Below are 15,742 nucleotides of genomic sequence, written 5' to 3' on the forward strand. Positions count from 1 at the left end.
CCTGTCCGAGCGGCAGGATGGGCCGCGGCGACCGGTTTGCACAGGCGCGGCCGCTTGCCTCCGGCACCGGTCAGGCGCAGATATTCCGCCTGCGCGGGCTGCCGCGGGCCTGGGACGACGAACGGGGAACGAGAACAATGCCGAACGCATTCAAAACCTCTGCCACGGCCTCGCGCCGCGCGGTCCTGCTCGGCGCGGCGGGCGCATCGCTCGGCGCGCTGGCCGCACCTGGCGTGCTGCGGGCACAGCCGGCCGCCATCAAGCTGGGTATCCTGCAGCCGGTGACGGGCGCGCTGGCGCAGGACGGCGAATATGGCCGCCTCGGCGCCGAATTGGCCATCGCTGAGATCAACGCGACCGGCGGCATCAAGGCGCTGGGTGGCGCGCAGATCCAGATGGTGTTCGGCGATGCGCGGTCCTCGCCCGAGGGTGGCACCGCCGAGGTGGAGCGCATGAACGGGGAGGGCGTGGTGGCCGTGGTCGGCGGCTTCGCCAGCCCGATCTGCCTTGCGTCGTCGCAGGCCGCGTCGCGCTATGACCTGCCCTATGTCGCGGATGTCGGCGTCTCCGACGCCATCGTGACGCGCGGGCTGCGCAATACCTTCCGCTTCAGCCCGGGCTTCGGCAGCATCACCGCCGCGGCGCTGGACAACCTGGTCACGCTGAACGACGCGGCCGGCAAGCCGGCGAAGACCGTCGTCGTGGTGCATGAGGATGGGCTGTTCGGCTCCGGCATGGCGCGGCTGATGGGGACGGAACTGCCGAAGCGCGGCTTCGAGGTTCTGGAGACGATCAGCCACCCGACCCCGGCGCGCGACATGTCCAACATCGCGCTGCGCATCCGCGCGCTGAACCCGGACCTGATCATCCCGTCGAGCTACTATGCGGAGTTCGTGCTGCTCTCGCGCACCCTGCAGCAGCGCCGAATCCGGCCGAAGGGCATCTACTGCGTGCTGAACGGCGCGGCGTCCAACCAGCGCTTCGTGCGGGAATTCCCGGAAGCCGCGAACCTGGTGATGGACGTGAACCACTGGGCCGACCCACGCAAGCCGAAGACGGCGGAACTGCGCCGCACGGTGGAAGCGCAGAACCGCTTCTGGCTGTACAACACGCCGATGAACTATTCGGCGGTGATGCTGGTGGCGGATGCGCTGGAACGTGCCGGGGCTGCCGACCGCAACAAGGTGATCGAGGCGCTGGCGGCGACGGATGAAAAATTCACGCGCCACATCATGCCCTATGGCCCGACGCGCTTCGTCAACGGCCAGAACCAGGCCGGCCAGGCGGTGAATACGCAGGTGCAGGGCAACGACATCAAGGTGATCTTCCCGCGCGACTTCGCGGATGCACAGGCCGTGTTCCCCTGGCCGGCCTGATGCCTTCCGCTCGCCGCCCGGCGCGCCTGAACTAGGCGCGCCCCATGCTGAAGTTTCCGCCTGAGATCGTGATGGAGGCCGTGGCGAACGGCCTCCTCACCGGTGCGGTCTACGGGCTGGTCGCGCTGGGCCTGACGCTGGTTTATGGCGTGCTGCACATCATCAACTTCGCCCATGGCGCGCTGCTGACGCTGGCGATGTATGCCGCCTGGGTGGCCTGGGCCGCCTTCGGGCTCGACCCCTATGTCGCGATCCTGCCGCTGGTGCCCATCTTCTTCGCGCTCGGCTACGGCGTGCAGCGCCTGGTGATCGGCCCGGCGAGCCGGGGCGACGACCAGAACATCCTGCTGGTGACGCTGGGGCTGTCCATCGTGCTGGAGAACGCCATGCTGGCGATCTTCCGATCCGACACGCTGTCCGTGCAGCTGGACTACGCGATGGAGGTGGTGGAACTCGGCCCCATGCTGCTGTCCTTCCCGCGGCTGGTCGGCTTCGGCGTGGCGTTCCTGGTAGCCGGGGTGCTGTTCGTGCTGCTGCGCATGACGGATACCGGGCGGGCGATCCGCGCGGTGGCGAAGGAACGCACCGGGGCAGCGCTGGTCGGCATCGATGTCGGCCATGTCTACGCGGTGACCTTCGGCATCGGCACGGCGTGCCTGGCGGTGGCCGCCTGCCTGCTGCTGCCTTCGTTCTACGTGAACCCGCGCGTCGGCAACGCCTTCGTGCTGGTCGCCTTCACCATCGTCGTGCTCGGCGGCATGGGCAGCGTGCCGGGGGCGCTGCTGGGCGGGCTGGTGATCGGCGTGGTCGAGAGCCTGTCGGGCCTGTACCTCGGCGACAGCCTCGGCCAGTTGGGCATCTTCGTCATCTTCATCCTGGTGCTGCTGTTCAAGCCCACGGGCCTGTTCGGGGCGAAGGCGTGAGCCCGCGCGATGTCTGGCCCATCCTGCTGTTCGGCGCGGTGGCGGCGCTGCTGCCGGTGTTCGTCACCGCCGGGACGCTGCTGAATTTCGCGATCTTCACGCTGATCCTGGCCCTGGCGGCGCAGGGGTGGAACATCCTGGGCGGGTTCGGCGGGCAGTACTCCTTCGGCCACGCGGCGTTCTTCGGGACAGGCGCCTACCTGACCGCCGTATTGCAGGTGCGCTACGGGGTGAACGCCTATGTCACCTTCCTGGCCGGCATCGCCGCGGCGGCGGTGGTGGGCTGGATCATCGGTGCGCTGTCCTTCCGCTCCGGCCTGCGCGGCAGCTATTTCGCGCTCGTCACCCTGGCCTTCGCCGAGGTGTTCCGGGTGCTGGCCAATGCCATGCCGGTCACCGGCGGCGCGGCGGGCATCCTGATTCCGCTCGACCAGCGCGCCGCAAACTTCCAGTTCGAATCGCGCGGCTGGTTCTACCTGGTGGTGCTGGCGCTGGTGACCCTCGCGCTGCTGCTGACACGCGCGCTGGAGAAATCGCGCCTCGGCGCGCAGCTCGTCGCGGTGCGGGAGAATGAGGAGGCGGCGCGCGCCGTGGGCGTCGACGTGCTGCGGGTGAAACTCTCCGCCATCACACTGTCCGCCGGCATCACCGGCGCCGCGGGCGGGCTGTACGCGCAGTACTTCCTGTATCTCGACAGCACCATCGCCTACGGCACCTGGATCAGCGTGGAGGCGCTGCTGGCGCCGATCATCGGTGGCGCGGGCACGGTGTTCGGGCCGGTGATCGGCGCCGTCATCCTGCACACGCTGGCGGAATTCACCCGCACCCTGGTCGGCCGCATCCCGGGCATCGACCTGGTGATCTTCGGCGTGCTGCTGATCCTGGTCGTGCGCTTCCCGCCGCGCCACCTGCTGCGCTTCGTCCGGTGGCGGCGATGAGTGCCTTCCTGCGAATCCGCCACGTCTCCATGCGCTTCGGCGGGCTGCTGGCAGTGAACGACGCCAGCTTCACCGTCGCGGAGGGCAGCATCACCGGGCTGATCGGCCCCAACGGCGCCGGTAAGACGACGCTGTTCGCCATCGCCTCGGGCTTCCAGAAGCCGACCAGCGGGCAGGTGCTGTGGCGCGGTGCGGACATCACCGGTCGCGCGCCGCATCTTCTGGCGCAGGACGGGCTTTCGCGCACCTTCCAGATCGTGCAGCCTTTCGCCGGCCTCAGCGTGCGGGAGAATATCGCGGTGGGCGCCTTCCTGCGGCACCGGCGGCGCGCGGATGCGATCGCGGCGGCGGAACAGGTGGCGGAGCAGGTCGGGCTGCGGGGTGAACTCGACAAGCCCGCCGCGGCGCTCACCGTCTCCGGCCGCAAGCGCGTCGAACTCGGCAAGGCGCTGGCGACGCAGCCCAGGCTGCTGCTGCTGGACGAGGTGCTGGCCGGGCTCAACCCCTCCGAGGTGCGTGACATCGTTCCGGTGGTGCGCGCCATCCGCGACAGCGGCGTGACGGTGCTGATGATCGAGCATGTCATGCAGGCGGTGATGAATCTGTGCGAGTCCGTGCATGTGCTGGCGCAGGGCCGCATCATCGCGGGTGGCACGCCCGCGGAAGTGGTGGCGAACCCGGCGGTGGTGGAGGCCTATCTGGGCCATGGCGCCGCGGCCCGGCTTGCGGGCAACGCACATGCTTGAGGTGCGGGACCTGGTCGCGGGCTACGGGCTGACGCGGGTGCTCGAAGGCGTTTCGCTGGATGTGACGGGTGGCGAGATCGTCGCCGTGCTGGGCTCCAACGGCGCCGGCAAGACCACCTTGAACATGGCCATCAGCGGCCTGGTCAAGCCGCGCTCCGGCGAGGTGCGCTTCGAGGGCGAGCGGATCACCGGCCTGTCGCCGGCGCAGGTGATGGCGCGCGGGCTGATCCAGGTGCCGGAAGGCCGCAAGATCTTCCCCAACCTGAACGTGCGGGAAAACCTCGAACTCGGCTCCTACCGCCGCGCCAGGGCGAACCGGGCGCGGAACCTGGAGAAGGTTTTTGCCGTCTTTCCGCGGCTGCGGGAACGGGTGGCGCAGGGGGCGGGCACCTTGTCCGGTGGCGAACAGCAGATGCTGGCGATCGGGCGCGGCATGATGGCGGAGCCGAAGCTGCTGATCCTGGACGAGCCTTCGCTCGGCCTTTCGCCGCTGCTGGTGGAGGAGATGTTCGGCCTGGTGCGGCGGCTGCATGGCGAAGGGCTCGCCATCATGCTGGTGGAACAGAACGTCGCGCAGTCGCTCGACCTGGCGGATCGTGCCTATGTGCTGGAACATGGTGGCTTCGCCCTGTCCGGGCGCGCGGCGGAGGTGCGGGAGAACCCGGAGCTGAAGCGCGCCTATCTCGGTCTCTAGGGAAGGAAACGGAAGCATGGGCATCGTGACGCAGGGGGTCGAACCCGCCTCGGCACTGCTGGCGGCACCGCCGCCGCGCTGGCTCGGCGAATGGGCGCGCTTCGCGGCCGGCACGCGCTTCGCCGACCTGCCGGCGGAGGTGGCGCAGCGGGCGCGGCTGGTGCTGCTGGACTGCATCGGTGCCATCGCGGCCGGTGCGCAGGAGGCCGAGGCGCAGACGCTGGCGGCGCGCATGATCGCACGCGAGGGCAATGGCGATGCCGCTGTCATCGGCCATGCCTCCGGCGCGCGGCCCGGCACGGCGGCCTTCCTGAACGGCACCGCCGGCACGATGCTGGAGTTGGACGAGGGCAACCAGTACGCCCGCGGCCACCCCGCCATCCATGTGGTGCCGGCCCTGCTGGCCGCACCGCGGGGCGATGGCGCGGCGCTGCTGGTGGCGCTGGCGCTGGGCTATGAGATGGGCGCGCGCGTCGGCATCGCCAGCAAGCTGAACGTCGCGATGCATCCGCACGGCACCTGGGGCACGCTCGGCGCCGCGGTGGGCATCGCCAAGCTGCACGGCGCGAGCACGGAGGAATTCGCCGGCGCGATCAACATGGCGAGCACGCTGGGTCTCGCGACCTCCCGCCGCACGATGCTGGAAGGTGGCACCGTGCGGAACACCTATGCCGGCGTGTCCAACATGCTCGGCCTGACGGTGTGGGATTTGGTGCGGGCCGGCTTTATCGGCGAGCGCGACGGCGTCGCCACCATCTTCGGCCAGGTCTCGGCCACGGACTGGCAGCCGGCGGAGATGGTGCGCGACCTGGGATCGCGGTGGGAGATCGCGCGCAACTACTTCAAGCGCCACGCCGCCTGCCGCTACACGCATGGCGCGCTGGATGCGCTGTCCGCCATCGTCGCGCGGACCGGGCCGCTGCGTCCGGCGGATGTCGCGTCCATCCGCGTCGAGACCTATGTCTGGGCGGCGCAGCTCGACAGTCCGGCGGCGCCGAACATGCTGGCGGCGAAGTTCAGCATCCCCTTCGCGATGGCGACCTTCCTGGCGCATGGCGCCGCGACGGTGCCCGCTTTTCGTGGGCCCGCGCGGGAGGACCCGGACATCCTGGCGCTGGCGTCGCGCGTCACCGTCGATGAGGATCCGGCGATGACGGCGCAGTTGCCGGGCCTGCGGCCGGCGCGCGTCACGCTGGTGCTGGCGGATGGCTCGCGGCAAGAGGCGGCCGCCATGACGAACCGGGGTGACACCGAGGATCCCTACACGGAACTGGAAGTGCGCGAGAAATTCCAGGACCTCGCCGGGCCGGTCTATGGCCGTGAACGTGCCGCGGCGATCGAGGATGCCGTCATGGGCATGGCGCCGCATGACGAGGCTTTCGCATTGGTGGAACTGCTGAAATCATGACGCTGGATGCCGTCACGCTGGCCGTCCTGAAGGGCCGGCTGGAACAGATCGCCGACGAGATGGACGCGACGCTGTACCGCAGCGCCTTCAACCCGATCATCGCGGAGGCGCGCGACGCCTGCCACGGCCTGTACCACGCGGAGACCGGTGCGACGCTGGTGCAGGGCACCAAGGGCCTGCCGATCTTCGTCGGCGCCATGTCCTTCGCCGTGCAGGCGGTGATCCGCCGGGTGGAAGCGGGCGCCGGGCTGGAGCCGGGCGACACCTTCATCTTCAACGACCCCTATGAGGGCGGCACGCACCTGAACGATTTCCGCCTGGTCCGGCCGGTGTTCCGGGGCGGCGAGTTGTTCTGCTGGCTCGCGAGCGTCGGCCACTGGCTCGACATCGGCGGCAACGTGCCCGGCAACTACAATCCGCGCGCCACGGAAAGCCACCAGGAAGGCGTGCGGTTTCCGCCGGTGAAGCTGTTTCGCGCCGGAATCCTGCAGCAGGATATCGTCGATATCCTCGCGGCCAATTCGCGCGTGCCGCAATCCAACTGGGGCGACCTGAACGGGCAGTTGAACGCGCTCGACCTCGGCGACCGGCGCCTGTCCGAACTGCTGGACGAGAGCGGCGAGGATGTGGTGCGGGAAGCGTTCGGCGCGCTGGCCGATCGTGCCGCGGCATTGATGGCGGCGGAAATCGCGGCACTGCCGGAAGGTGTCTACGCCTTCGAGGATTACCTCGACAATGACGGCGTGGTGGATGAGAAGCTGACCATCGCGCTCGACATGACGCTGCGTGATGGTCGCATGAAGCTGGACTTCTCGCGGTCCTCGCCAGCCTGCCTGGGCCCGATCAACATCAGCCATGCGACGACGGTGGCCGCCTGCTACGTCGCGCTGAAGCACGCCTTCCCGGATGTGCCGGCCAATGCCGGCGTGCTGCGGCCGATCGACTTCGTGATCCCGGACACCTCGCTGCTCGGCGTCGGGCCGCCGCGGCCGGTGGCGGGCTATACCGAGACGATCCTGCGCCTGATCGGCGTGATCTTCGGGGCACTCGGCAAGGCGGTGCCGGAGCGGGCGACGGCGGCGCCATTCGGCACCATCAACGCGCTGTCGCTGTCCGGGCAACGCACGGATGGCACGCGCTGGGTGATGTTCTCCTTCTTCGGCGGCGGGTTGGGCGGCAATCCGGAAAGCGACGGGCTGCACCACGCGAACAATCCCATCTCAACCGCGACGATCCCGCCGGCGGAAATCCTGGAGGCCGCCTATCCCGTGATGTTCACCCAATGGGCGCTGCGGCCGGACAGCGGCGGCGTTGGCCTGCACCGCGGCGGCGTCGGCGCGGTGTACGAGATCGAGGCGCTGTCGCCGGCGGTGACGGAGGTGGCGCTGCTCGGCGAGCGCGGCCGCTTCGCGCCGTTCGGCGTGGCGGGTGGCGGGGAAGGCGCGTTGAACCGCTTCGCCTGGCAGGATGTGGGCGGCTGGCAGTCACCGCCGATGGCCAGCAAAATCGTCGGCGTGAAGCTGAACCGCGGGCAGCGGCTGCGGCTGGAAAGCCCGGGCGGCGGTGGCTGGGGCGACCCGATGCAGCGACCGCGGGAGGCGGTGGCGCGCGACGTGCGCCTCGGCTTCGTCAGCGCGGCGGCGGCGAAGCGCGATTACGGATACGAGGCATGAGCGGCGACAGCCTGGTTGGCCCGGTGGTCGGCGTCGATGTCGGCGGCACCTTCACCGACCTGTTCCTGTTCGACCCCACGCTTGGCACCTTCCGGGTTGCCAAGGTGCCGTCGAATCGTGGCGATGAGGCGGTGGGCTTCATGGCCGGGCTGCGTTCGCTGGGTGGCCCTGCCGGCTTCGAGGCCATCGTGCACGGCACCACGGTCGGCACCAACGCGCTGCTGGAACGCAAGGGCGCGAAGCTCGGCGTGATCACCACGGCGGGCTTCCGTGACGTGCTGGAGATGCGCCGGCGCGACCGGCGCCACACCTGGGGGCTATGGGGCGAGTTCGTGCCGGTGACCGACCGCGACATGCGGATCGAGGTGCCGGAACGCGTTCTGGCCAACGGCACGATCCACACGCAGGTGCAGGCGGCGGATGTGCAGCGCGCGGCGCGGGAGTTGCTGGCGCGTGGCGCGGAAGCCTGCGCCATCGTCTTCATCAACGCCTATGCCAACCCGCGCAACGAAAGCGCCGCGGCGATGACCGTGCGGGCGATGTGGCCGAACCCGCATGTCTCCGTCTCCTCCGAGATCCTGCCGGAAATCCGCGAGTTCGAGCGCGCTTCCACCACGGCCTTGAATGCCTACCTGCAACCCGTGGTGGCCAACTACCTCGGCAAGCTGGAGCGCGCCCTGGGCGAGGACGGCTTCGCCGGTCGCTTCCACATCGTGCAGTCAAATGGCGGCATCATGTCGACCGCGACCGCGCGCGGCGTGCCGGTGCGCACGGCCCTGTCCGGGCCGGCGGCGGGCGTCATCGCGGCGGCGGCGATTGCGAAGGCTGCGGGATTCGAGAACGCCATCACCTGCGACCTCGGCGGCACCTCCTTCGACGTGTCGCTGGTCAGCCGTGGGCGCATGGAACTGGCGGCGCAGGCCACCATCGATTTCGGCCTGGTGATTCGCAGCCCGATGATCGAGATCACCACCATCGGCGCCGGCGGCGGCTCCATCGCGCATGTCGATCGTGGCGGGCTGTTGCAGGTCGGGCCGGAGAGCGCGGGCAGCCGGCCGGGGCCGGTGTGCTACGGGCAGGGAAATATACGGCCGACGCTGACGGATGCGAATGTCGTGCTCGGCCGCATCAACGCGGAACGACCGATCGGCGGTGCGCTGGCACGGCTGGATGTGGAGGGGGCGAAGGCCGCGATCGCGGAGCATGTCGGCACCCCGCTCGGCCTGGGTGCGATGGAAGCGGCGGAGGCCATCGTACGCGTTGCGAACGCCAAGATGGCTGGCGCCATTCGGCTTGTTTCCATCGAGCGCGGCCACGACCCGCAGAAATTCGTGGCGCTGCCCTTCGGCGGCGGCGGCGCGCTGCATGTCGGCGCGCTGATCAAGGAAGTCGGCCTGCGCGCGGCGCTGGTGCCGCGCTTCCCGGGCGTGACCTCCGCGCTCGGCTGCGTCATCGCGGATGTGCGGCACGACCAGGTGCGGACGCTGAACCTCTCGCTGGATGGCATCGACGCCGAGGCCCTGGATGCACGGATGGTGGCGGAGGCGGCCTCCGCGCAGGCGGTGGTGGACCAGGCCGGCCTGCCGGTCTCGCAGACGCTGATCCGTTTCGAACTGGACATGCACTACGCCGGCCAGACGCACACCGTGGCGGTGCCGGTTCCCGTGCATGTGCGGGATGGCACCACCGGCGTGTCGGGAGCCATCATCCGCACGGCCTTCGAGGCGGCCTATCGCACCGCCTTCAGCCGCCTGCTGCCAGGCCTGCCGATCCGCATCGTCTCGCTGCGCACCGCGGCCATCGGCGTGCGCCCTGATTTCGACCTGCGCGCGCTGGCACCGCCGGCGGATGCGACGGTGGAGGGTGCCGCGCGTGGTGCCCGCCAGGTGTGGTTCGATGGCGGCTGGCACGCGGCGAATGTCTGGTCGCGGCTGGACCTGCCCGTGGGTGCTCGGGTGCATGGCCCGGCGATCCTGGAACAGCCGGATGCGACGGTCGTGGTGGATCCGGACCTGGTGGCGCGGGTCGACGAGTTTGGCAATTTGCTCATCGAGCGGGAATAGGGCGATGCTGTCGGACACCGCGCTGCTGCTGTGCGACCTGCAGAACGATTTCATCCATCCGGACGGCGCCTATGGCCGCGCCGGGCAGGGGGCGGCAGAGATTGCGGCGATCCCCGCACGGCTGAAGCCGCTGGCGGATGCGGTGCGGGCGAAGGGCGGCTGGATCGCGTCGACGCATTTCACGCTGTTCACCGGCAAGGGCGGCGAGCCGTTCATCGACTCGCATCTGCGCCACCTGCGGCCCTTCCTGAAGAAGGGCGATTTCGTGCAGGGCGGCTGGGGACATGCGGTGGTGGACGAACTGGCGCCGTCCGACCTGCCGGTGGAGAAGGTGGGCTACGACGCCTTCTACCAGACCCGGCTGGAATGGATCCTCCGCAAGGCCGGCGTGCGAAAGCTGCTGGTGGCGGGCATCGTGACCAATGGCGGCGTGGCGTCGACCGTGCGCGGCGCGCATGTGCGGGAGTTCGAGGTGACGGTGCTGCGCGACGCCTGCGCGGCATTTTCCGTCGAGGTGCATGAGACCGCCATCGCGGCGCTGGCGCCGGTGGCGCGCATCAGCACGGTGGCGGACGAATTGGCGCGGCTCGGATGAGCGTCAGCCGCGAGGTCGACCCACGCTTCGACGCCGAGGTGCCGGTCGCCATCATCGGCGCCGGCGCCGCGGGGCTGGTGGCGGCGCTGGCCTGCCGTGGCGCGGGGGTGGAGCCGCTGGTGATCGAGCGGGATGCGGTGCCGCGCGGCAGCACTTCGCTCTCGGCCGGCTTGATCCCGGCGGCGGGCACGCGGTTCCAGTCGGCGCATGGCATCGAGGACGATGCCGGGGCCTTTGCCGCAGATATCCAGCGCAAGGCGCATGGCCAGGCGGATGCCGGGTTGGTGCGGATGGTGGCGCAGGCGGCCGGGCCGACGCTGGAATGGCTGGCGGGGACGCACGGGCTGGATTTCAGCGTCGTGCATGATTTCGACTACCCCGGCCACGGCCGCCGGCGCATGCACGGCCTGCCGAGCCGCAGCGGCGCGGAACTGGTGGACTGCCTGCGCGCCGCGGCCGAGGCCGCCGAAATCCCGCTGCTGACCGAAGCCCGTGCCACCACCCTGGTGCTGGACCAGCACGGCGCGTTGCGCGGCCTGGTGGTGCGGCGGCCGGATGGCGGTTCGGAGCGCATCGGCGCCGGCGCGGTGGTGCTGGCCTGCTGCGGCTATGCCGGCAACAAGGCGCTGGTACGGCGCTACATCCCGGACCTCGCGGATGCCGTGTATTTCGGCCATCCGGGCAACGAGGGCGAGGCGGTGGGCTGGGCGGAGGCGCTGGGCCTTGAAATGCGCGACATGACCGGGCACCAGGGCCACGGCTCCGTCGCGCATCCGCAGGGCATCCTGGTGTCCTGGGCCGTGATCATGGAAGGCGGTTTCCAGGTGAACCTGGAGGGCGCGCGTTTCTGGAACGAGGCCAGCGGCTATTCGGAGGCCGGCGTCGCGGTGCTGCGCCAGCCCGGCGGCGTCGCCTGGGACATCTTCGACGAACGCATCGCCGGCGTGGCGCGGCAATTCGCGGATTACCGTGAGGCGGAGGCGCAGGGCGCGGTGCAGGCGGCGGACAGCGTCGAGGAACTGGCCCTGATCACGAAGCTGCCGCTCGCCGCCACGGTCGCGCAGGTGGATGCGCTGAAGGCGGCAGGCGCCACGGATGGCTTCGGCCGCAACTGGGCCGGCGTCGCGCAACTGGCGCCGCCCTACCGGGCCGTGCGCGTCACCGGCGCGCTGTTCCACAGCCAGGGCGGGCTTGCGGTGGACGACCAGGCGCGGGTTCGGCTTGCGGCAGGCGGCATCGTGCCGAACTTGTTTGCGGCAGGTGGTGCGGCCTGTGGCGTATCGGGGCCGGAGGCTTCGGGGTATCTCTCGGGAAATGGATTGCTCAGCGCGGTGACGCTCGGCCGGATCGCGGGCGAGGCGGCTGCGGCGCTGGTGCGGCAAGAGTAGGGAACGACAAGATGGACCAGTTCGGCATCGGCCAGCCCGTGCGGCGCAAGGAGGATGTGCGCCTGCTGACCGGCGGCGGCACCTACACGGATGACATCAACCTGCCGGGCCAGACGCATCTCGCGATTCTTCGTTCGCCGCACGCGCATGCCCGCATCCTGTCGATCGATGTGGAGGCCGCGCGCGCGGCACCGGGCGTGCTGCTGGTGCTGACCGGGCATGATGCGGCGGCGGACGGGCTCGGGCTGTTCCCGGTGATGGTCGAGGTGCCGCCGATGGCGGGGACGGCGCCGCTGTACGCCCCGCCGCGCAGCATCCTGCAGACGGACGCCGTGCGCTTCGTGGGCGATCCCGTGGTCGCCATCGTGGCGGAGACGCGGACCCAGGCGATGGATGCCGCGGAACTCGTCGCGGTGGACTATGAGATGCTGCCGGCGGTGACGGAAACGGCGCGCGCGTTGGACGCGGATGCACCGGTGATCTGGCCGGAACGTGGCAGCAACCTGTGCGTCACCTGGTCCAACGGGCGCGAGGCCGAGACGGATGCCGCCTTCGCCAAGGCCGACAGGATCGCGAAGGTCGAGCTGGTGCAGAACCGCCTCGTCGGCAACCCGATGGAACCGCGCGTCGCCGTCGGCGCCTACAACACCGAGCGCGACCGCTACGAGCTGCACAGCCCGAGCCAGGGCGTCATGAAGGTCCGCGAGTCACTCGCGAAATTCATCTTCAAGGTGCCGATGGACAAGCTGCGCGTCGTCTCCCGCGACGTCGGCGGCGGCTTCGGCCTGCGCGGCAAGAATTTTCCCGAATCCGCCATGGTGCTGTGGGCGGCGAAGAAGCTCGGGCGGCCGGTGAAGTGGCGCGCGGACCGGACGGAGACCTTCCTGTCCGACCCGCATGGCCGCGACCATGTGACGCATGCGGAGATGGCCTTCGATGCGCAGGGCAAGGCGCTCGGCATGCGGACCAGGACCATGGCGGCGATGGGCGCCTACCTGTTCGATTTCGGCCCGCGCATCCCGACCGTGGCCGGCGCGCGAATTGCCGGCACCGTCTATGATCTGCAGGCGGTGAACTTGCAGGTGCAATGCGTCTTCACCAACACGCATTCGACCGACGCCTATCGCGGCGCGGGGCGGCCGGAAATCGCCTACACCGTCGAACGCCTGTTGGATGTCGGCGCCGGCCTGTTCGGCATCGGCCGCGACGAGATCCGCCGGCGCAACTACATCCGGCCCGACCAGATGCCGTATGTGAACTGTGTCGGCAACGAACTCGACAGTGGCGACTTCGCCGGCACGCAGGCGATGGCACTGGACCTCGCGGATTGGGACGGCTTCGACGCACGTCGCGCCGCCTCCGAAGCGCGCGGAAAGAAGCGCGGGCGCGGCATTGGGTACTTCATCGAGGCATCCGGCGGCCAGCCGCAGGAATGGGCGCGGCTGAACGTCGGCCCCGATGGCAAGGCCCGCCTGCATGTCGGCACCTTCAGCCATGGCCAGGGCCACGAGACCGCCTTCGCGCAGATCGTCCATGCCCGCCTCGGCATCCCGTTCGAGGACATCGAGCTGGTGCAGGGCGACACCGACACGGTGGAACAGGGCTTCGGCACCGGCGGCTCGCGTTCCTCGCAGATGGGTGGCGTCGCCAGCTCCCGCGCCTCGGAGGCGGTGCTGGCCAAGGCGAAGCGGCTCGCGGCGCATCTGCTGGAAGCGGGCGTCGCGGATATCGAGTTCCACGCCGGGCGCTTCTCCGTGGCCGGCACCGATCTCGGCGTGACCTGGCAGCAGGTGGCGGCGGCAGCCGCCGATCCGGCGAAGCTGCCCGCGGGCGAGGAACCAGGCCTCGATGAGCGCGTGCTCTACAAGCGCAGCACCGAATGCAACTTCCCCAATGGCTGCCACGTCGCCGAAGTCGAGATCGACCTCGAGACCGGGCTGCTGACGGTGGACCGCTACGCCGCGGTGGACGATGTCGGCAACGTCATCAACCCGATGCTGGTGCATGGCCAGTCGCATGGCGGCATCGCCCAGGGCCTTGGCCAGGCGGTGCTGGAACATGCGCTGTACGACAGGGAGTCGGGCCAGTTCCTGACGGCGACCTTCCAGGACTATGCGATGCCGCGCGCGGCGGACCTGCCGGACCTCGCCATCGGCTTCAACATCGTCCCCACGCCGATCAACGAGCTGGGCGTGAAGGGCGCGGGGGAGGGTGGCGCCTGCGGTGCGCCTCCGGCCATCGTCTCGGCGGCCTGCGATGCGCTGGGCGTCGCGCATATCGACATGCCGCTGACGCCGGAGCGGGTGTGGAGGGTGCTGCATGGATGAGGCAACGGGGTCCCTGCCGCGGCTGATCGCGCCGGGCTGCGTGTGGACCGGCGGCTGCATGGCGGCCAGCGTCAGCGGGATGCTGGCGCATTATTCGTGCTTCCTGCTGATGGGCTCGCAGCGCAGCATCCTGATCGACACCGGCCACCCGGCCCATGCCGAACAGGTGGAGCGTGATGTGGTCGCGGCGCTGGCCGGCCGGCCGCTCGACTACATCTTCCCGACCCATGCGGAGCTGCCGCATTCCGGACTGCTGGAGCGCTGGCTGTCCCGCTGGCCGCAGGCCGTGGCGGTGGGCGATCTGCGCGACTGGCCGCTGTACCTGCCGCACCTGACCGACCGGATGCGGCATGTCGAAGGTGGCGAGACGCTGGACCTCGGCGACCGGAACTTCCTGTTCGTGCCGCCGGTGTGGCGCGACCTGCCGGATACGCTGTGGGGCTTCGACCCGACGACGCGCATCCTGTTCCTGTCCGACGCCTGCGCCTGCTTCCATCCGCACACGCCGGGGCAGAGCGACCACCTCAGCAGCGAGGTGGCGGCGCCCGAGGTGGCACTGATGCAGGATTTCAACAGCAAGGCGCTGCACTGGCCGCGCTTCACCGACAATGCCGAGGGCAATGCCGCGATGGACGCCCTGCTGGCGCGGCTCGATCCCGCGATGCTGGCCAGCGCGCATGGCGCCGTGGTGGACAACTGGCGGGACATGCTGCCGCTGTTCAAGGCCGGCATGGCGCGCGCAGCGTGAGCCTGCACACGATCATTCCCGGCACGCTGCATGGCGCGTCCGGCTGGCTGCGCGGCGGCGCGCAGCCTGTCAGCTGGCTGCCGCCCGACCTGCGCGGCTGGCTGCCCGTCACGGCCTATGCGCTGACCGACGGCACCGAGTGGATGGCGGTGGATACCGGGCTGCCGGTGCATTGGCCGGTGTTGCGGCCGGCCCTGGAAGCCACACTCGGCGCCACGACACGGCGGCGCATGGTGAACACGCGGCGGGAACAGGACTGCATGGCGAACCTGCACGCCATGACGCAGGCCCTGGGCATCACGGAGGTGCCCTATGTCGGCGTGCTCAATCCGCTGGAACTGATGGACTGGGTCGAGGCTGCGGAGGCGCATGCGCGGATCGAGGCGATGGCCCCGGTGCGCGCCGTGCGGATCGAGGTCGGGCAGGTGCTGGAGGTCGGGCGCCTGCGGCTGGAGCCGTTGCGCGTGCAGTTGCGCCTGCTGGCGACCAACTGGTTCTACGAGCACACCACGCGCAGCCTGTTCACCTCGGAAAGCTTCGGCTTCCTGACCCGCGACGATCCCGGGCAGCCCCTGCTGCGCGACCCCGGCGAGAAGCCCTTCGAGGTCGATGCGATCGCCGGGATGCTGTCGGCCAAGTTCGACTGGCTGGTCGGCATCGATCCCGCGCCGATCCTGGCCGACCTCGACGCGATCTTCGCCGCGCGCGCGGTGGACCGCATCTGCCCCTGCCATGGCTGCGTCATCGAAGGACCAGCGGCGGTCGCGGAGGCCGTGGCCGCGACCCGATCCGCGATCCGGCTGCTGTCGGGCCGCGCGAAACCAGCCTGGTCCTGGCCCGCAACCCAACAAGGAGTATCCTGA

13 protein-coding genes are annotated in these 15,742 nt (G+C 70.0%); all 13 read left to right on the plus strand.

Going from position 1 to position 15,742, the window contains the following annotated elements; genetic code table 11:
• The first annotated feature begins 137 nt into the window (after window positions 1–137).
• The 13 genes from ACFHPP_RS05040 to ACFHPP_RS05100 are packed head-to-tail and all read left to right on the plus strand — an operon-like array spanning window position 138 to window position 15,742.
• On the plus strand, window positions 138–1,376 hold the full coding sequence (locus tag ACFHPP_RS05040; RefSeq protein WP_437162171.1) for an ABC transporter substrate-binding protein: 1,239 nt from the start codon (window positions 138–140) through the stop codon (window positions 1,374–1,376).
• Window positions 1,377–1,420: 44 nt separating this feature from the next.
• The gene (locus ACFHPP_RS05045) at window positions 1,421–2,299 is read left to right on the plus strand and encodes a branched-chain amino acid ABC transporter permease (RefSeq protein WP_437162172.1); all 879 of its coding nucleotides are present in this window, start codon (window positions 1,421–1,423) and stop codon (window positions 2,297–2,299) included.
• Window positions 2,296–3,237 carry a branched-chain amino acid ABC transporter permease gene (locus ACFHPP_RS05050; protein WP_437162173.1) on the plus strand — a complete coding sequence of 314 codons (942 nt, stop codon included), beginning with the start codon at window positions 2,296–2,298 and terminating at the stop codon, window positions 3,235–3,237. The genes ACFHPP_RS05045 and ACFHPP_RS05050 overlap by 4 nt, the downstream gene beginning before the upstream one ends.
• Complete coding sequence (locus ACFHPP_RS05055; RefSeq protein WP_437162174.1) at window positions 3,234–3,983, plus strand: ABC transporter ATP-binding protein; 750 nt, start codon at window positions 3,234–3,236, stop codon at window positions 3,981–3,983. Before ACFHPP_RS05050 ends, ACFHPP_RS05055 begins: the two co-directional genes overlap by 4 nt.
• Window positions 3,976–4,677, plus strand: coding sequence for an ABC transporter ATP-binding protein (locus tag ACFHPP_RS05060; protein ID WP_437162175.1), 702 nt, complete (start codon window positions 3,976–3,978; stop codon window positions 4,675–4,677). Before ACFHPP_RS05055 ends, ACFHPP_RS05060 begins: the two co-directional genes overlap by 8 nt.
• A 16-nt stretch (window positions 4,678–4,693) precedes the next feature.
• Complete coding sequence (locus ACFHPP_RS05065) at window positions 4,694–6,085, plus strand: MmgE/PrpD family protein (protein WP_437162176.1); 1,392 nt, start codon at window positions 4,694–4,696, stop codon at window positions 6,083–6,085.
• Window positions 6,082–7,758 (plus strand): hydantoinase B/oxoprolinase family protein, encoded by a 1,677-nt coding sequence (locus ACFHPP_RS05070; protein WP_437162177.1) that lies wholly within the window; start codon window positions 6,082–6,084, stop codon window positions 7,756–7,758. The genes ACFHPP_RS05065 and ACFHPP_RS05070 overlap by 4 nt, the downstream gene beginning before the upstream one ends.
• Complete coding sequence (locus ACFHPP_RS05075; protein WP_437162178.1) at window positions 7,755–9,821, plus strand: hydantoinase/oxoprolinase family protein; 2,067 nt, start codon at window positions 7,755–7,757, stop codon at window positions 9,819–9,821. Before ACFHPP_RS05070 ends, ACFHPP_RS05075 begins: the two co-directional genes overlap by 4 nt.
• A gap of 4 nt (window positions 9,822–9,825) precedes the next feature.
• The gene (locus ACFHPP_RS05080) at window positions 9,826–10,416 is read left to right on the plus strand and encodes a cysteine hydrolase (protein ID WP_437162179.1); all 591 of its coding nucleotides are present in this window, start codon (window positions 9,826–9,828) and stop codon (window positions 10,414–10,416) included.
• Window positions 10,413–11,804 (plus strand): FAD-dependent oxidoreductase, encoded by a 1,392-nt coding sequence (locus ACFHPP_RS05085; protein ID WP_437162180.1) that lies wholly within the window; start codon window positions 10,413–10,415, stop codon window positions 11,802–11,804. The genes ACFHPP_RS05080 and ACFHPP_RS05085 overlap by 4 nt, the downstream gene beginning before the upstream one ends.
• 11 nt (window positions 11,805–11,815) lie before the next feature.
• Window positions 11,816–14,131, plus strand: a complete 2,316-nt coding sequence (locus ACFHPP_RS05090) for a xanthine dehydrogenase family protein molybdopterin-binding subunit (protein ID WP_437162181.1) — start codon at window positions 11,816–11,818, stop codon at window positions 14,129–14,131.
• Entirely contained in the window at window positions 14,124–14,879 is a 756-nt protein-coding gene (locus ACFHPP_RS05095) for an MBL fold metallo-hydrolase (protein WP_437162182.1), read from the plus strand. Before ACFHPP_RS05090 ends, ACFHPP_RS05095 begins: the two co-directional genes overlap by 8 nt.
• Window positions 14,876–15,742 carry a hypothetical protein gene (locus ACFHPP_RS05100; protein WP_437162183.1) on the plus strand — a complete coding sequence of 289 codons (867 nt, stop codon included), beginning with the start codon at window positions 14,876–14,878 and terminating at the stop codon, window positions 15,740–15,742. The genes ACFHPP_RS05095 and ACFHPP_RS05100 overlap by 4 nt, the downstream gene beginning before the upstream one ends.

The organism is Falsiroseomonas sp. E2-1-a20 (assembly GCF_051433195.1).
In the GTDB taxonomy this organism is placed as follows: domain Bacteria; phylum Pseudomonadota; class Alphaproteobacteria; order Acetobacterales; family Acetobacteraceae; genus Falsiroseomonas.